Here is an 18117-nt window from a genome sequence, read left to right as displayed (position 1 = left end):
CTAATAGTGAAATGAGGCATTTATTAATGCAGGATAAAAATTTAGTGAATGTTAATCTGACAAAGGAGATGAAGACCAGTTTTATCGATTACGCCATGAGTGTTATCGTAGCGCGTGCTCTTCCTGATGTTCGAGATGGCTTAAAACCAGTTCACCGCCGCATTCTTTACGGGATGAATGAACTAGGTGTTACTCCAGACAAACCTCATAAAAAATCAGCCCGTATCACAGGGGATGTTATGGGTAAATACCACCCACACGGGGATTCCTCTATTTACGAAGCCATGGTCCGTATGGCCCAGTGGTGGAGTTACCGTTACATGCTTGTCGATGGGCATGGGAACTTTGGTTCTATGGATGGAGACGGTGCTGCTGCGCAGCGGTATACTGAGGCACGTATGAGCAAGATTGCTCTTGAAATGCTTCGTGATATCAATAAAAACACAGTTGATTTCGTAGATAACTACGATGCCAATGAACGTGAACCTCTGGTCTTGCCAGCTCGTTTTCCAAACCTTTTGGTCAATGGGGCTACTGGGATTGCCGTAGGGATGGCTACCAACATTCCTCCTCACAATCTGAGTGAAACTATTGATGCGGTGAAGCTAGTCATGGACAATCCAGATGTGACTACTAAGGACTTGATGGAAGTTTTGCCTGGTCCAGATTTTCCAACTGGTGCCCTTGTTATGGGAAAATCAGGCATTCATAAGGCTTATGAGACTGGAAAAGGTTCGATTGTTCTTCGTTCTCGTACAGAGATTGAAACCACTAAGACTGGCCGTGAACGGATTGTTGTAACGGAATTCCCTTATATGGTCAATAAAACCAAGGTGCATGAGCATATTGTTCGCTTGGTTCAGGAAAAACGGATTGAGGGAATTACGGCAGTACGCGATGAATCCAACCGTGAAGGGGTTCGTTTCGTAATCGAGGTCAAACGTGATGCATCCGCAAATGTTATCCTCAACAACCTCTTCAAGATGACCCAGATGCAAACCAATTTTGGTTTCAATATGCTGGCGATTCAAAACGGTGTACCGAAGATCTTGTCCCTTCGTCAAATTTTGGACGCTTATATCGAGCACCAAAAGGAAGTAGTTGTTCGTCGTACCCGTTTTGACAAGGAAAAAGCGGAAGCGCGTGCGCACATCTTAGAAGGTCTTTTAATTGCACTTGACCATATCGACGAAGTAATCCGTATCATTCGTGCCAGCGAAACCGATGCGGAAGCGCAAGCTGAGTTGATGAGCAAGTTTAAACTTTCCGAACGTCAAAGCCAAGCTATCCTTGATATGCGTCTTCGTCGTTTGACAGGATTGGAACGTGATAAGATTCAGTCTGAGTATGATGAATTGATTGCCTTGATTGCAGATTTGGCCGATATTCTTGCTAAACCAGAGCGCGTGGCGCAAATCATCAAAGAGGAATTGGACGAAGTCAAACGCAAATTTGGTGACAAGCGTCGTACGGAGTTGATGATCGGAGAAGTCTTAACTCTTGAAGATGAAGATTTGATTGAAGAAACGGATGTCTTGATTACCCTATCTAACAAGGGCTATATCAAACGTTTGGACCAAGGTGAGTTTACTGCTCAAAAACGTGGTGGCCGTGGAGTTCAAGGTACGGGAGTTAAGGATGATGACTTTGTGCGTGAGTTGGTTTCAACCAGCACCCATGATCATCTGCTTTTCTTTACTAATAAAGGACGTGTCTATCGCCTTAAGGGTTATGAAATCCCAGAATACGGTCGTACTGCTAAGGGCTTGCCAGTTGTCAATCTATTGAAGTTGGACGAAGGCGAAAGCATTCAGACCATCATCAACGTTGAGTCTGAACGTAGTGATGATGCTTATCTCTTCTTCACAACTCGTCACGGTGTCGTGAAGAGAACCAGTGTCAAAGAATTTGCCAATATTCGTCAAAATGGACTTAAGGCCTTGAATCTCAAGGATGAGGACGAATTGATCAATGTTCTATTGACAGAAGAAGACACAGATATTATCATTGGTACCAAGTTTGGTTATGCTGTTCGCTTTAATCAATCAGCCGTTCGTGGCATGAGCCGTATCGCGACAGGTGTCCGAGGAGTCAATCTTCGAGAAGGTGATACAGTAGTTGGTGCAAGTGTTATTACTGACCAGGATGAGGTCCTTATCATCACTGAAAAAGGTTATGGTAAACGTACCCTTGCTACTGAATATCCAACTAAAGGCCGTGGTGGTAAAGGGATGAAGACAGCCAATGTTGCTGAGAAGAATGGTCCTCTTGCAGGCCTCCTCACAGTTAAAGGGGATGAAGACCTGATGATTATCACAGATACAGGTGTCATGATTCGTACGAATGTTGCCAATATTTCACAAACAGGACGCTCAACCATGGGAGTTAAGGTGATGCGTCTAGACCAAGATGCCAAGATTGTGACCTTCACAACGGTTGCTGCAGCAGAAAAAGAAGAGGTAACAAAAGAGAAAACAGAGGGTGAAGCATAATGTCTCATAGAAAAATGAAGAAGAATAACCGTAAAAATATACTAATCAATATTTTAGCTGGATTTTTAATTCTTCTATCCCTTGCCTTGATTTTTAATGCTCAAATTCGTGACATCTTTATGGTTTGGAATACCAATAAATACCAAGTCAGTCAGGTGACTAAGGAAAAAATTGAGGAAAATAAAGAGACAGAAGGAAATTTCGATTTTGATTCTGTCAAATCCATCTCATCGGAAGCGGTGTTAGCTGCCCAGTGGGATTCTCAGCAACTTCCAGTTATTGGAGGAATTGCTATTCCCGAAGTGGAGATTAACTTGCCGATTTTCAAAGGGTTGGATAATGTAAACTTGTTCTACGGAGCAGGAACCATGAAACCAGACCAAAAAATGGGAGAGGGCAACTATTCTCTAGCCAGTCACCATATCTTTACTGCTGAAAATGCCAGTCAAATGCTCTTCTCACCTTTAGTTAACGCTAAAGCGGGTATGAAAATTTACCTGACCGATAAGGATAAGGTTTATACTTATGAGATTACGGAAGTTAAACACGTTACTCCGGACCGAGTAGATGAAATCGAAGATCGTGATGGTATCAAAGAAATCACATTGGTGACCTGTGTGGACTATAATGCGACAGAGCGGATTATTGTTAAAGGTGATTTTAAAGAAGTTAAAGCTTATTCTGAAACATCTGATGATATCCTAAGCGCCTTTAATAAGCCATATAAACAACGTTATTAACCTCAAAAACCAGTGAATTGTATTTTTCACTGGTTTTTGTCAAATAGAAGCGTCAGTCAAAGGAGAATGATGCATGTTCGAATATTTTTTGTTTGGAATGAAAACGATGTGGGAAAGTCCTGTCTTTAGTTTTGCCTTTTACTTATTAGCCTCTATTCTTTTACTAATCTTTTGGCGACGTTTTATAATTGTCCGTCGTAGTGGTGGTGATTTTTTTGCCCCGTTTCACATTGCCAATGGTAGACTTTATATTCACAATGCTTTTGTATTTGTGAAGAGAATCATTCCGCTGAATAACATCAAAATGATTGAAGTCAAATATATTCGAAGTGTCAAATTGAATGGGGCAAGGTATCATTTGTGTATCGAAAGAAAAGATGGAAAAGCTGTCAGTTTTTTCTTCGGACAATCAAAACAGAATGATCTGCTTGTGAAGAATCTAAAGAATGAAACTAAAAACTACCATATTAGAATTGTGATAGATGGATAAGTGTTTAGCTTAAGAAAGGAATGATCATGGATAAGCTACAAGAAGTCAGAGAAAATGAACAGTTAAGGACCTTACTGATGACTGAATGTGATATTTATTTTTATGACAAGATAAGTGAAGTTCAGTTTTCAGGGAACAATGAGGAATACTCTCTTGCCTGTAAGGCATTTGCTCAAGACGGTAGTGGGGGAGAATATGTTTTTCTCGAAGATAACAGCATAGGCTTTATCGGAAGTGAGGGCCAAGTGGGGAGAGTAGCAGAAAGTCTGGATGACTTACTGACATTCCTACTTCATGCAGGTTGTATTTCGGATTTTAGCTATCGGTATCTTTATCAGAACACAGACTTATTGAAAGCATTTTGTAGGGGCTATGTGTCTAAAATACGAGAAAGCTATCAGGTTAAGCAGGAAAATTGGGATCTGGTACGAGGAAGTATGGCTCAAAAACTATCACTTGATTTCAATCCTAAAAAACTAGAAGAAGTAGCCATGACATTTTATCAAGCGGCGACAAGGAAGCCTGTCTTTTCCTGTAAGTATATAGGCGGTGAAGAAGAATATACCTGTGATTCAGTCTTGTCGGACATTGTGGGCTTGTGGACGACAGAACTTGTAGGCATGAGTAGAGAAGAAATTGAAAACTATAAAATTTGATAATGTATGATGCTTGCAAGATGCTCATTCAACTTTAATGGTATCTTTTCAATATGAGAGAAATCTGGTCAGTAGGTTGAAAGGTTTATCGTAAGTAACCGAAGGATGCCTGGCATAAGAGAGGATAGATAATGAGTCAGTTAAGAGAAAAGTCTTTCGTTACGCTCAAAGAAGACATAACAAGTAGTTTTCCATTTGACAAGGATCTTCCTATGATATTCTTGGGAGGAATTGCCAATATGGCTGGACACTGAATCTTCATAGGAAAATCGGGGGAAGTGTTATTTTGGATATCATATTTCACATTTTAGAGAACTAAGTGAAGATGAGATATAGGACTTTCGCAGTAGGAAAAATAGATGAGGAGTTGAGAATGAATAATCAGATTGACTTGGTACTTCCAAACTTATACGCAGAATTCTTGAGTAAAATCGACAAAGCAGGAGAGTTGATAATAGAGAATACAGGTATCATCTTATACTCGAAGCTAGATTTGCTAGAAAGAAACTCCACCTACCAAATAGAAGAGTGGGAACCTGATTTTTTCCTGATTGGGCAAGATGGGGATGTCGCTTTTTTTATAAAAAAAGATTCTGACGACACTATTTATATGAATGATTTGGGGGCATTAGGTTCACTGGAAATGAAACCCATATCTTTGAATATTTTCGAGTTTGTGCAACAAGCAAGTGAACATTATGATGATATCTTCTAATCATTGCAAGCGTTGTTATTTTATCGTATGAGCGTGTAGAAGACATTTTTATGAAAGCATTTGAACATTTTGATTGGTGTAACTGTGGCTAGATGATTTTGTGACAGCTTAGAGTTAACAAATTTTTAGTAAATGATAATGATTTGGAGAGTGAACAATGAATTTTGATGAGAGTTTACAGCAATACACTTATGAACATGAGGGAGTGACCTTTGTTTGGGACGAAGAGCCTGATTGTGACTTTATAGATAAAGTTGAACTGTTATCAAAAAATTATCAGGAAAATCTCAATAGAATTATCAACTTCATGCTAGCTGATCTTAAGGAAATGTATGGAGAAGTCAGCGAGGAAGATGTGAAGAACAAGCTGGGGAAACCTATCATTGACTACAATCAAGGAACAGTTAGTTATTGTGAGCAAACCTTCGATGACTGGCACCTATTTGAGTTTGAATTTTGGGATGATCAATTTGAAACATTGAAATGTTTTTCTGTTAATGGGTAAAGGAGAGATTTATGGAATTCCCCCAATGCCTTGATTTTCTTTGTAGAAAACGTATACAAGAAAGGCTTTTCAAAATGCGTGCTTTATGTTATAATTATCACAAATAAAAGTTTTAGGAGTTTTTTATGGTCTCTTCAGAATTTATTTCAAAGATTGAATTTGCTTGCAAAAAGAAAGAAAGTCTTTATAGTCAAAGTAAGTTTAAGTATGCGATTCGTTCCATGTTTGCAGGTGCTTTTATGACATTTAGTACGGCTGCGGGCGCAGTTGGGGCTGACTTGATTAATAAGATCGCTCCAGGTAGTGGACGTTTCCTCTTCCCATTTGTTTTTGCTTGGGGATTGGCCTACATTGTTTTCTTAAATGCTGAACTGGTAACTTCAAATATGATGTTCTTGACAGCTGGTAGTTTCTTGAAAAAAATCTCTTGGAGAAGAACAGCTGAGATCTTACTTTACTGTACCTTGTTCAATCTCATCGGAGCTTTGATAGCAGGTTGGGGCTTTGCCCACTCAGCAGCCTATGCAAATCTAACACATGATAGTTTCATTTCAGGGGTTGTAGAGATGAAGTTAGGTCGTTCCAATGAGCTAGTCTTACTTGAAGGTATTTTAGCCAATATCTTTGTAAACATTGCCATTCTTTCATTTGTTTTGGTGAAAGATGGTGGGGCCAAACTTTGGCTTGTTTTGTCAGCAATTTACATGTTTGTATTCTTAACAAACGAACACATTGCTGCGAACTTTGCTTCTTTTGCGATTGTTAAGTTTAGTGTTGCTGCTGATTCAATTGCTAACTTTGACATACCTAATATTCTTCGTCACTGGGGTGTAACTTTTGTCGGAAACTTTATCGGAGGTGGTCTCTTGATGGGCTTGCCATACGCCTTTCTCAATAAAAATGAAGATACTTATGTCGATTAAAGAAATGAGCACGAGTTAATCGTGCTTTTTTGTTTGATGTGTAAGACTAGTCATAGTTGTTCCTTATATCAAAATATAGAAAATCAGTATTGGAAAAGACTGGCACAAGATGATACAATATCCCTAATGAAGCTATTTGGAGGTCGTCATATGACTCGTGATTTTAAATTTGAAACCCTACAATTACATGCTGGGCAAGTAGTTGATCCAGCGACCAAATCTCGTGCAGTACCGATTTATCAAACAACATCCTTCGTTTTTGATGACACGCAGGAAGGTGCTGATCTGTTTGCCTTGAGAAAGCCAGGGAACATTTATACCCGTATCACAAATCCTACAACAGCGGCCTTTGAAGAAAGAATCGCTGCTCTTGAAGGTGGTGTTGGAGCGCTAGCGACAGCATCAGGTATGGCTGCTGTAACCTACACTATTTTGGCGCTTGCTCACGCAGGTGACCATGTGGTGGCTGCGTCAACTATTTACGGTGGGACCTTCAATCTCTTGAAAGAAACCCTTCCTCGTTATGGGATCACAACAACCTTTGTGGATGTGGATAATTTGGAAGAAGTAGAAGCAGCTATCAATGACAATACCAAGCTTGTCTTGATTGAAACCTTGGGGAATCCCTTGATTAACATTCCTGACTTGGAAAAATTGGCTGAGATTGCGCATAAACACCAGATTCCTCTCGTTTCGGACAATACTTTTGCAACACCTTATCTAATCAATGTTTTTTCTCATGGTGTTGATATTGCAGTTCACTCAGCGACTAAGTTTATCGGTGGTCATGGTACGACTATTGGCGGTGTCATCGTGGACAGCGGTCGTTTTGACTGGGAAGCTTCAGGAAAATTCCCTCAATTTGTTGAGGAAGACCCAAGTTACCATAACTTGAGCTATACTCGGGATGTGGGTGCAGCAGCCTTTATTATCGCTGTTCGTGTTCAATTGCTTCGTGATACAGGTGCGGCCTTGTCCCCATTTAATGCATTCTTGTTACTTCAAGGACTTGAAACTCTCTCTCTTCGTGTGGAACGCCATGTGCAAAATGCAGAGAAAATTGTTGATTTCCTCGTTAACCATCCTAAGGTGGAAAAAGTCAACTATCCAAAACTAGCTGATAGTCCTTACCATGCCTTGGCTGAGAAATATTTGCCAAAAGGTGTTGGTTCAATCTTTACCTTCCATGTCAAGGGTGGAGAGGCAGAAGCACGCAAGGTGATTGATAATCTAGAAATCTTTTCTGACCTTGCAAACGTAGCAGATGCCAAATCGCTTGTTGTCCATCCAGCAACAACCACTCACGGTCAATTGTCAGAAAAAGATCTAGAAGCAGCAGGTGTCACACCAAACCAAATCCGCTTGTCTATCGGTCTTGAAAATGTAGAGGATTTGATTGAAGATTTGCGCTTGGCCTTGGAAAAAATTTAAAGTAACAGATATAAACAGTGGGTTTCGACTCACTGTTTTTGATTTTCTTTTAAGCATGATATAATGGTTAAAGAAGTCTAGAAAGAGGAAAGTTATGAACGAAATCAAATGCCCCAACTGTGGAGAAGTCTTTACAGTAAATGAAAGTCAGTATGCCGAACTCTTATCCCAAGTGAGAACGGCAGAGTTTGATAAGGAATTGCACGATCGCATGAAGCAGGAGCTGGCCTTGGCTGAGCAAAAAGCCATGAATGAGCAACAGTCTAAACTGGCTCAGAAGGATCAAGAAATCGCGCAATTGCAGAGTCAAATCCAAAACTTTGATACAGAGAAGGAATTGGCCAAGAAAGAGGTTGAACAGACGAGCCATGAGGCTTTATTGGCTAAGGACAAGGAAGTACAGGCCTTGGAAAATCAATTGGCTACCTTACGTTTGGAGCATGAAAATCAACTGCAAAAAACCCTTTCTGACCTTGAAAAAGAACGGGATCAGGTCAAAAATCAGCTCCTATTGCAAGAAAAGGAAAATGAGTTGTCTTTGGCTTCTGTTAAGCAGAATTACGAAGCCCAGCTTAAGGCTGCTAGTGAACAAGTCGAGTTTTACAAGAATTTCAAAGCCCAACAATCAACCAAGGCAATTGGGGAAAGTTTGGAACAGTATGCAGAGAGTGAGTTTAACAAGGTTCGTAGTTTTGCCTTTCCAAATGCCTACTTTGAGAAGGATAACAAGGTTTCTGCGCGTGGTTCTAAGGGGGACTTTATCTTCCGTGAGTGTGATGAAAATGGAGTGGAAATCATTTCCATCATGTTTGAGATGAAAAATGAAGCGGATGGAACAGAGAAGAAGCATAAGAATGCGGACTTCTACAAGGAATTGGACAAAGATCGTCGTGAAAAGAACTGTGAGTATGCTGTTTTGGTGACCATGCTTGAGGCCGATAACGATTACTTTAATACAGGGATTGTTGACGTCAGTCACGAGTATGAAAAGATGTATGTGGTCCGTCCTCAATTCTTTATCCAGTTGATTGGTCTCTTGCGAAATGCTGCGCTTAATTCCCTTAAATACAAGCAGGAGTTGGCCTTGGTTCGCGAACAAAATATTGACATTACGCATTTTGAAGAAGACTTGGATGCCTTTAAACAGGCCTTTGCTAAGAACTATAATTCAGCTTCGACCAACTTTGGTAAAGCAATCGATGAAATTGATAAGGCTATCAAACGCATGGAAGAGGTTAAAAAGTTCCTAACAACATCTGAAAACCAACTCCGCCTTGCAAACAATAAATTGGAAGATGTTTCCGTCAAAAAATTGACCCGGAAAAATCCAACAATGAAAGCGAAGTTTGAAGCGCTGAAGGGGGAGTAAGATTACCTTAAAAACAGGAGTTTCTATGAAAAAAGTTGTAGAAATTATCAGAACATGGTCAGCTGATAAAATAGAATCAATTTTTCTTAAAATTATATTTAAATATTTGCTGTATTTTTTAGTGTTTTCAACAGTAATGGTTTATGTCTATATTTTTAACCATTCATCGACTGTTTATACAAAGCTATTAACAGTATTTCTTGTCCTTCTTATATTGTTTATTCTTCTATCTAAACTATTACTTGATAAGGCTTTAATTGATATTTTATTTGAAGATATCAATTTAACAAAGTATCAGGATATAGTTGCTAGAGCTGAGGAAAATTCTTTAAATAGTAATGTTCAGATTCTTCCAAAATATTTGGCAAATGCAAGAGTATCCTTTTATAGAGGATACTTCCAAGATAGTTTAGAATTGCTGAATAAAATAAAAAATAGTAATCTAAAAAAATCCAAAAATCTCTACTATGTATTTCATATCAAGTATTATAGCATCCTAAACTTGGTTCATTTGAATGATTGTTTAGAATTGCAAGAATTAATGGTAGAAATTGAAGAACTAACAAGTAATGTTCAATCGCAAATTTTAAAATATCAGGAAGAAATTTTGAGTTTAAAGGCTATTGTTGATATCTATTGCAATAAAAAATCAAACGACTACTTCGACACCACTGAGCCAGAAAGTAAGCTAGCTCGAATCATGTTTTCTTATTACGGGGCTCTCAATGCTCAGATAAAAGGAGATGAAGCTCTTGCCCGTAGCTTGTTTGAAAGTATCGCCCATGAAAATCCAGAGCTCTTTTGTGTTCAGGAAGCGCAGAAATATTTAGAATCAGTGAAATGAGAGTAATATATGAAATTAGTAAAAAAAATAGTCAGTTCAGCGACGGAGAACACTCTTCTACAAATAGAGACTGTTATTCTAATTAGTTCAGTTGTAGCAATAGCTATTGGATCAATAGGAGTTTTTTTAGTATACCAACCTGATACCAAAATTTTGGGGGTGATATTTGCTTCACTGATGTGGGTTCTAATCATCTGGATCTTATACCTACGTTTTGTCCTAAACAAGGTTATTTATCTAATGTTAAACGATTCTATTAATCTTAAGCTCTATGTAGACATGTTCAGGGTTCAATCCGAGAAATCCATTAAGATTTTTAGGACAACATATCGTGAGTATTTTCAATTTATCCAAGGTCAAGTGGCTTATCTAAAAGGAGATTTTCAATCTGCCAAGGAAAATATGTCCAAGTATAATTTGAAAAAAATTTGGGGTAGATTAAGAGACTATACATTTTTAATATCAAGCTTTGAACTATTAAAAGTGTCTATTCATCTTCAAGATGCGCAAGATATTGCTTTCTTTGAGGAACAATTGTCCAAGGCGCCAGATTCGAAAGATGGGAAAGCTAAACTAATCGCCCAAACTCAAGCCATAAAAGATATTGTGTTTAATCAAGAAGTAAACGACTATTTCGACACTGCGGAACCCGAAAATAAGCTAGCTCGAATCATGTTTTCTTATTACGGAGCCCTCAACGCCCAATTAAAAGGAGATGAAGCTCGTACTCGCAGTTTGTTTGAAAGCATCGCCCATGAAAATCCAGAGCTCTTTTGTGTACGGGAAGCTAGGAAGTATTTAGAAAAATGAGCTGATATAGTTTTAAAATCTGTCTAAGATAGAATATGTTGATGTAAAGTGAAAAGGGAATTAGAAAGTAACAAATGAACGGTATTATCAACTTAAAAAAAGAAGCGGGGATGACTTCGCATGATGCGGTTTTTAAGCTGCGTAAGATTTTGGGAACCAAGAAGATTGGTCATGGTGGGACCTTGGATCCGGATGTGGTGGGTGTTTTGCCTATTGCGGTGGGCAAGGCGACTCGTATGGTCGAGTTTATGCAGGACGAGGGCAAGGTCTATGAGGGGGAAATCACTCTTGGTTATTCAACGACGACTGAGGATGCCAGTGGAGAAGTGGTCGCAGAGACACCCGTTTTGTCGCCCTTGGATGAAACCATTGTCGATAAAGCCATTGCGAGTCTGACTGGGCCTATTGTTCAGATTCCCCCTATGTATTCGGCTGTCAAGGTCAATGGTCGCAAGCTCTATGAATATGCGCGTGCTGATCAGGAAGTAGAGCGTCCAGAACGTCAGGTGACTATTTATCAATTTGAGCGGACAAGTCCGATTTCTTATGAGGGCGAACTTGCACGATTCACTTTTCGTGTGAAATGCAGTAAGGGAACCTATATCCGTACCTTATCGGTTGACTTGGGAGAGAAGCTGGGTTATGCGGCTCATATGTCCCATTTGACACGGACTAGTGCAGCCGGTTTGCAGTTAGAAGATGCCTTGACCTTAGAAGAAATTGCTGAAAAAGTGGAGGCTGGGCAACTGGACTTTCTCCATCCTTTAGAGATTGGAACAGGGGACCTTGTCAAAGTTTTCCTAACTCAAGAACAGGCTACAGAAGTACGCTTTGGTCGTTTTATCGAGCTAGAACAGTTGGATAAGGAATTGGCTGCCTTTGAGGGAGAAAAATTGCTAGCCATTCTTGAAAAACGGGGTGAACTTTACAAACCAAGGAAGGTTTTTATCTAGTCTAACTGAGATGTAGGGATTTGAATTGTTACCCATAATCTATCCAAAATCAGACTATAAATTTTGCTAAAAATGTGATAGAATAGACCACGGATAAAAAAACGGAGGATAGCATGCAAAATAGACCAATCATTATCGGAGTGACAGGTGGTTCTGGTGGTGGTAAGACCAGTGTTTCAAGAGCCATTTTATCGCATTTTCCTGATGAAAAGATTTCCATGATTGAGCATGATTCATACTACAAGGATCAGTCTCACTTGACCTTTGAAGAGCGTGTCAAAACCAACTACGACCATCCATTTGCCTTTGATACAGACTTGATGATCGAGCAGATTAAGGAATTGTTGGCGGGACGGCCAGTGGACATTCCGACTTATGACTATACAGCGCATACACGGAGTAACAAGACCTATCGTCAGGAGCCTCAGGATGTCTTTATCGTTGAGGGAATCTTGGTCTTGGAGGACAAGCGTCTGCGTGATTTGATGGATATCAAGATTTTTGTGGATACGGATGATGATGTGCGCATTATTCGTCGTATCAAGCGTGATATGGAAGAGCGCGGCCGTAGTTTAGATAGCGTTATTGATCAGTACTTGGGTGTGGTCAAACCTATGTACCACCAGTTCATTGAGCCGACCAAGCGTTATGCCGATATCGTCATTCCTGAAGGGGTTAGCAATACAGTCGCTATCGACCTTTTGACCACCAAAATTTCCAAGATTTTGGAAGAAGCTCGTAACAGCAAATAATCAGATGAGGAGGCATGACCTCCTTTTTCTATTTTTCCTTTAGTTTCAGTAGGAAAAAGGTGATTTTTAAGCATGTTTTTGGTATAATAATACCCATGGAAAAGCAAGAAAATGAGTAGTAGGTGGAGATGGAAAAGTATTTATCGGTAACAACTTTGACCAAGTATCTGAAAATGAAATTCGATAAAGACCCTTACTTGGAACGGGTCTATTTAACTGGTCAAGTTTCCAACTTTCGTAAACGTCCTACTCACCAATATTTCTCCCTAAAAGATGACCATGCGGTTATTCAAGCGACCATCTGGTCTGGGATTTATCAGAAATTAGGTTTTGACCTCGAAGAGGGAATGAAGATCAATGTGATTGGGCGTGTACAGGTTTATGAACCCAGCGGGAGTTACTCTATCATCATTGAAAAAGCTGAGCCTGATGGGGTTGGAGCGCTAGCGATTCAGTTTGAACAACTCAAGAAAAAATTGACGGAAGAAGGTCTATTTCAAGAGAGATTCAAGCAACCTCTTCCCCAGTTTGCTAAGCGAATCGGTGTGGTGACCAGTCGTAGTGGAGCCGTTATTCGAGATATCATCACGACCGTCAGCAGACGTTTTCCTGGTGTTGATATCCTTCTCTATCCGTCCAAGGTACAAGGTGATGGAGCAGCGGAGGAAATTGCTCGAAATATTGCGCGTGCCAATCAACGTGAGGACCTAGATGTTCTCATCATTGGTCGTGGTGGGGGGTCCATCGAGGATCTCTGGGCTTTTAACGAAGAGATCGTGGTACGGGCTATTTTTGAATCCCGTTTGCCAGTTATTTCTAGTGTTGGGCATGAGACAGATGTGACCTTGGCGGATTTTGTGGCAGATAGACGGGCTGCAACGCCAACAGCTGCTGCTGAACTGGCAACACCTGTAACCAAGTTGGATCTCTTGACCCATTTGCAAAATCAAGAAAAACGGATGGCAACAGCAGTCCGAAATGTCCTATCTAAGAAACAAGAAGCTCTGAAAAAATGCAGTCAGTCAGTTATCTTTAGACAGCCAGAGCGCTTGTATGATGGTTATTTGCAACGGTTAGATCAACTACAACTGCGCTTAAAACAAAGTTTGCGAACACGGATTTCTGATAACAAGCAATTAGTCCAAGCAAGGACGCATCAATTGGTCCAAATATCACCTATTACCAAAATCCAACGCTATCAAGACCGGCTTGGTCAGTTGGATAGGCTCTTACGTAGCCAAATGGCTCTTGTTTATGATGCTAAAGTTGCTGAAGTGAAGCGACTTTCAGAAGCTCTGCTGATGTTGGATACCAGTCGAATCGTGGCGCGTGGTTATGCTATTGTCAAAAAGGAAGAGTCCGTAGTAGACTCGGTTGAGAGTTTGAAGAAAAAAGATCAAGTAACGCTTTTGATGCGAGATGGTCAAGTAGAATTAGAGGTTAAAGATGTCAAAACAAAAGAAATTTGAGGAAAATCTAGCAGAACTGGAAACCATTGTCCAAAGTTTGGAAAATGGTGAAATCGCTCTAGAAGATGCAATTGCTGCCTTTCAAAAGGGAATGGTCTTGTCAAAAGAGCTCCAAGCGACGCTGGACAAGGCTGAAAAGACCTTGGTCAAGGTCATGCAAGAAGACGGAACAGAAAGTGATTTTGAATGAAGAAGCAAGAAAAATTATCTCTTGTCGAGTCTGCCTTGGAAGATTTTTATGGAGACCAGCAGTTTGCCTCTAGTTTGCGAGAGTCTGTTCTCTATTCTATTCATGCTGGTGGCAAGCGTATTCGGCCTTTTCTCTTGTTAGAAGTTTTGGAATCCCTGAGAGTGGTTATCCAACCAGCTCACGCGCAGGTGGCTGCGGCTTTGGAAATGATTCATACAGGAAGCTTGATTCATGATGATCTTCCTGCCATGGATGATGACGATTATCGTCGGGGGCGTTTAACCAATCATAAGAAATTTGGCGAAGCTATGGCAATATTGGCAGGAGACGCCTTGTTCCTAGATCCCTATGCCTTGATAGCGCAGGCAGATTTACCAAGTCAGATCAAGGTGGATTTGATTGCCAACTTATCCCTTGCTTCAGGGAGTCTAGGTATGGTGGCAGGGCAGGTTTTAGATATGGAAGGCGAACACCAGCATTTATCCTTGGAAGAACTTCAGACCATTCATGACAATAAGACTGGAAAATTACTAGCTTATCCTTTCCAAGCAGCTGCTATCATTGCGGAATTGGAACCAGAAATCCAAGCAAAATTGAAAACTGTGGGTGAATTGATTGGGCTGGCCTTTCAAGTCAGAGATGATGTGCTGGATGTAACAGCTAGTTTTGAGGAAATCGGCAAGACTCCGCAAAAGGATTTACAGGCAGAAAAGTCGACCTATCCAGCCTTGTTGGGCTTGGAGGAGGCTATATCCTTTTGTAACCAAACTTTGGATCAAGCCGAGGCTAAATTAGAAGAAATTGCCCAGCAAGTCAGCTTTGAAACAGCGCCGATTGTGAAAGTAGTAGAAAGTTTGAGAATCAATGGCTAAGGAAAGAGTGGATGTACTAGCTTATAAACAGGGCTTGTTTGAAACACGAGAACAGGCTAAACGCGGTGTCATGGCTGGTCTAGTTGTAGCAGTCCTCAATGGGGAGCGTTTTGACAAGCCAGGAGAGAAAATCCCAGATGACACTGAGCTAAAACTCAAAGGTGAAAAACTCAAGTATGTTAGCCGTGGTGGTTTGAAATTAGAAAAAGCCTTGCAGGTCTTTGGGTTGTCAGTTGATGGAGCGACCACGATTGATATTGGGGCTTCCACTGGAGGATTTACTGACGTCATGTTGCAAAATGGTGCTGAGTTGATCTTTGCAGTCGATGTTGGCACCAATCAGTTGGCTTGGAAATTACGTCAAGACCCGCGGGTTGTCAGCATGGAGCAGTTTAATTTTCGTTATGCTGAAAAGACTGATTTTGAGCAGGAACCAAGCTTTGCCAGTATTGATGTGAGTTTCATTTCCCTCAGTCTGATTTTGCCTGCTTTGCATCGTGTCTTGGCTGATCAAGGTCAGGTCGTGGCTCTGGTTAAGCCCCAGTTTGAAGCAGGTCGTGAGCAGATTGGGAAAAATGGGATTATTTGTGATGCCAAGGTTCATCAGAATGTCCTTGAATCTGTCACTTCTATGGCAGTTGAACAAGGTTTTTCAGTGCTTGGATTAGACTATTCACCAATCCAAGGTGGACATGGGAACATCGAATTTCTGGCATATTTGAAAAAGGAAGATGGGGCAAGTAACCAAGTTGCCCTAGAAATAGAAAAAGTTGTAGAGAGAGCACATAGAGAATTTAAAGATGAATAAAAAAGAAAGACTTGAAAAAATTAGAAGATTTGTAACGGATTATCAAATCGGAACCCAGGAAGAAATCGTTGAGCACTTAAAGGAAGCAGGCATCTCAGCCACTCAAGCGACAGTGTCACGAGATATTAAGGAACTGGGTATCGTAAAAATTCCCTTGAAGAACAATAAATATATCTATGAATTGCCAAAAACAATTGTAAGAAGTTTGCAGTTAGCCGAGAATAACATAGTAGGTTCTGAGCGCATGGGAAATATGATCAATCTGGATGTCATTCCTGGCAATACTGCCTTTGTCAAGAGTCAGCTGATGAATACTTTCTCAGAGAGAATTTTCAACTGTCTGGCAGACGACAACTCAATTTTGATTATCTTGAGAAATGAAGAAGACGCCAAGGAAATGTTTGAACAAGTAAAAAATTGGTAGGTTTATATGTTACTTGAAATTTCGATAAAAAACTTTGCCATTATAGAGGCGATTTCGCTCAATTTTGAAAAAGGCATGACAGTCTTAACTGGTGAAACAGGTGCTGGGAAATCGATCATCATCGATGCCATGAACATGATGTTAGGAGCTAGAGCTACTACAGATGTTATTCGTCATGATGCTCCCAAGGCTGAGATTGAAGGGCTTTTCTCTGTTGAAAATAGCCGTTCTTTACAAGAGCTCTTTGAAGAGCAAGGGTTGGAGTTGGGGGATGAGATTATCATCCGTCGTGAAATTCTTCAAAATGGGCGAAGTGTAAGTCGCGTGAATGGGCAGATGGTCAATCTTTCTGTTTTGCGTGCAATTGGCCAGCATCTTGTCGATATTCATGGTCAACATGACCAAGAAGAGTTAATGCGTCCGCAACTGCACATCCAGATGTTGGATGAGTTTGGTGATGCAGCTTTCTTGGACTTGAAGGAGACCTATCAGACAAGCTTTGACGCCTATCGCAAAATGCGCAAGCAGGTTCTTGAAGTCAAGAAAAACCAGCAGGAACACAAGGCTCGCATTGAGATGTTGGAATTTCAAATGGCAGAGATTGAAGCAGCAAACTTGCAGGCCGGTGAAGACTTGGCTCTCAACCAAGAACGAGATAAGCTTCTCAATCATAAAAATATTGCGGATACGCTAACCAATGCCTATAGCATGTTGGACAATGAGGAATTCTCAAGTCTTGCTAATGTCCGTTCAGCAATGAATGACATGGAAAGTGTTGAAGAGTATGACCCTGAATACCGTGAAATTTCAAGTTCTCTGTCAGAGACCTACTATGTTTTAGAAGATATTACCAAGCGTTTAGAAGATATTATTGAGGACTTGGATTTTGATGGTAATCGCCTCATGCAGGTTGAGAATCGCTTGGACCTTCTGAATACTATTACTCGCAAGTATGGTGGAACTGTAGACGACGTTTTGCTTTATTTTGCCAAGATTACGGATGAGTACAATCTCTTGACTGGAAATAACCTTTCTTCTGAAGACATGGAAGCAGAGCTCAAGAAATTGGAAGTTAATCTTGTTGATTTGGCAGGTCAGCTTGCATCTGCTCGTCATGATTTGGCTCTGCAGCTCGAAGCTGAGATTAAGCAAGAATTGCAAGACCTCTATATGGAGAAGGCACAGTTCCAGGTTCGCTTTAGTAAGGGCAAATTCAGTCGAGAAGGTAATGAAATGGTCGAGTTTTATATTTCGACCAACCCAGGTGAAGACTTTAAACCTTTAGTCAAGGTTGCATCTGGTGGGGAATTGTCTCGTCTCATGCTAGCTATTAAATCCGCCTTTTCTCGCAAAGAAGGCAAGACTAGTATTGTCTTTGATGAGGTGGATACGGGAGTTTCAGGTCGTGTAGCCCAAGCCATTGCTCAAAAGATTCATAAGATTGGCCAGCATGGTCAGGTTCTTGCTATTTCTCACCTTCCACAAGTGATTGCCATCGCGGATTATCAATTCTTTATTGAGAAGATTAGCGATGAGCACTCAACGGTGTCTACGGTTCGACTCTTGACTTTAGAAGAGCGAGTAGAGGAAGTAGCTAAAATGTTGGCTGGGGAAAATGTAACAGAAGCTGCCCTTACCCAAGCCAGAGAATTATTGCAAACGAGGGAGAAGTAA

At 40.6% G+C, this 18117-nt stretch carries 20 protein-coding genes; all 20 read left to right on the top strand.

Features of this window, described 5'->3' with window-relative positions:
• Nucleotides 1-26 precede the first annotated feature (26 nt).
• The 20 genes from gyrA to recN all read left to right on the top strand — a co-directional run bounded on the left by gyrA (nt 27) and on the right by recN (nt 18117).
• Nucleotides 27-2492 carry a DNA gyrase subunit A gene (gyrA, locus tag D8801_RS06170; RefSeq protein ID WP_125848612.1) on the top strand — a complete coding sequence of 822 codons (2466 nt, stop codon included), beginning with the start codon at nt 27-29 and terminating at the stop codon, nt 2490-2492.
• Nucleotides 2492-3232, top strand: coding sequence for a class A sortase (locus tag D8801_RS06165; RefSeq protein WP_125848610.1), 741 nt, complete (start codon nt 2492-2494; stop codon nt 3230-3232). Before gyrA ends, D8801_RS06165 begins: the two co-directional genes overlap by 1 nt.
• Nucleotides 3233-3305: 73 nt before the next feature.
• Nucleotides 3306-3722 carry a hypothetical protein gene (locus D8801_RS06160; protein ID WP_125848608.1) on the top strand — a complete coding sequence of 139 codons (417 nt, stop codon included), beginning with the start codon at nt 3306-3308 and terminating at the stop codon, nt 3720-3722.
• Nucleotides 3723-3748: 26 nt separating this feature from the next.
• On the top strand, nt 3749-4378 hold the full coding sequence (locus tag D8801_RS06155) for a hypothetical protein (protein ID WP_125848605.1): 630 nt from the start codon (nt 3749-3751) through the stop codon (nt 4376-4378).
• Between the two features lie 131 nt (nt 4379-4509).
• Nucleotides 4510-4632: a hypothetical protein gene (locus D8801_RS09945; protein ID WP_260468146.1), complete on the top strand. Its 123-nt coding sequence runs from the start codon at nt 4510-4512 to the stop codon at nt 4630-4632.
• A gap of 119 nt (nt 4633-4751) precedes the next feature.
• Nucleotides 4752-5093, top strand: a complete 342-nt coding sequence (locus D8801_RS06150; RefSeq protein ID WP_033585389.1) for a hypothetical protein — start codon at nt 4752-4754, stop codon at nt 5091-5093.
• 157 nt (nt 5094-5250) lie between these two features.
• Nucleotides 5251-5598: a hypothetical protein gene (locus D8801_RS06145; protein WP_125848603.1), complete on the top strand. Its 348-nt coding sequence runs from the start codon at nt 5251-5253 to the stop codon at nt 5596-5598.
• Nucleotides 5599-5723: 125 nt separating this feature from the next.
• Nucleotides 5724-6521, top strand: a complete 798-nt coding sequence (locus D8801_RS06140) for a formate/nitrite transporter family protein (RefSeq protein WP_125848601.1) — start codon at nt 5724-5726, stop codon at nt 6519-6521.
• Between the two features lie 150 nt (nt 6522-6671).
• Complete coding sequence (locus tag D8801_RS06135) at nt 6672-7952, top strand: O-acetylhomoserine aminocarboxypropyltransferase/cysteine synthase family protein (protein WP_125848600.1); 1281 nt, start codon at nt 6672-6674, stop codon at nt 7950-7952.
• Between the two features lie 94 nt (nt 7953-8046).
• Complete coding sequence (locus D8801_RS06130; RefSeq protein WP_125848598.1) at nt 8047-9321, top strand: DUF2130 domain-containing protein; 1275 nt, start codon at nt 8047-8049, stop codon at nt 9319-9321.
• A gap of 25 nt (nt 9322-9346) precedes the next feature.
• On the top strand, nt 9347-10165 hold the full coding sequence (locus D8801_RS06125) for a hypothetical protein (protein WP_260468145.1): 819 nt from the start codon (nt 9347-9349) through the stop codon (nt 10163-10165).
• A 9-nt stretch (nt 10166-10174) separates the two neighbouring features.
• On the top strand, nt 10175-10975 hold the full coding sequence (locus D8801_RS06120; protein WP_125848595.1) for a hypothetical protein: 801 nt from the start codon (nt 10175-10177) through the stop codon (nt 10973-10975).
• A gap of 74 nt (nt 10976-11049) precedes the next feature.
• Nucleotides 11050-11928, top strand: a complete 879-nt coding sequence (truB, locus tag D8801_RS06115) for a tRNA pseudouridine(55) synthase TruB (protein ID WP_125848593.1) — start codon at nt 11050-11052, stop codon at nt 11926-11928.
• A gap of 113 nt (nt 11929-12041) precedes the next feature.
• The gene (udk, locus tag D8801_RS06110; RefSeq protein WP_125848591.1) at nt 12042-12680 is read left to right on the top strand and encodes a uridine kinase; all 639 of its coding nucleotides are present in this window, start codon (nt 12042-12044) and stop codon (nt 12678-12680) included.
• A 128-nt stretch (nt 12681-12808) separates the two neighbouring features.
• Nucleotides 12809-14149: an exodeoxyribonuclease VII large subunit gene (xseA, locus tag D8801_RS06105; protein WP_125848589.1), complete on the top strand. Its 1341-nt coding sequence runs from the start codon at nt 12809-12811 to the stop codon at nt 14147-14149.
• Entirely contained in the window at nt 14127-14339 is a 213-nt protein-coding gene (locus tag D8801_RS06100) for an exodeoxyribonuclease VII small subunit (RefSeq protein ID WP_000043226.1), read from the top strand. Before xseA ends, D8801_RS06100 begins: the two co-directional genes overlap by 23 nt.
• Nucleotides 14336-15211: a polyprenyl synthetase family protein gene (locus D8801_RS06095; RefSeq protein WP_125848587.1), complete on the top strand. Its 876-nt coding sequence runs from the start codon at nt 14336-14338 to the stop codon at nt 15209-15211. Before D8801_RS06100 ends, D8801_RS06095 begins: the two co-directional genes overlap by 4 nt.
• Nucleotides 15204-16019 (top strand): TlyA family RNA methyltransferase, encoded by an 816-nt coding sequence (locus D8801_RS06090; protein WP_125848585.1) that lies wholly within the window; start codon nt 15204-15206, stop codon nt 16017-16019. Before D8801_RS06095 ends, D8801_RS06090 begins: the two co-directional genes overlap by 8 nt.
• Nucleotides 16012-16443, top strand: a complete 432-nt coding sequence (locus tag D8801_RS06085) for an arginine repressor (RefSeq protein WP_001034389.1) — start codon at nt 16012-16014, stop codon at nt 16441-16443. Before D8801_RS06090 ends, D8801_RS06085 begins: the two co-directional genes overlap by 8 nt.
• 6 nt (nt 16444-16449) lie before the next feature.
• Complete coding sequence (recN, locus tag D8801_RS06080; RefSeq protein WP_125848583.1) at nt 16450-18117, top strand: DNA repair protein RecN; 1668 nt, start codon at nt 16450-16452, stop codon at nt 18115-18117.

Source organism: Streptococcus oralis (genome assembly GCF_003943415.1).
In the GTDB taxonomy this organism is placed as follows: Bacteria; Bacillota; Bacilli; order Lactobacillales; family Streptococcaceae; genus Streptococcus; species Streptococcus oralis_BJ.
The sequence above is the reverse complement of the archived record's forward strand: the minus strand, read 5'-3'. Positions and strand labels throughout refer to the sequence as shown.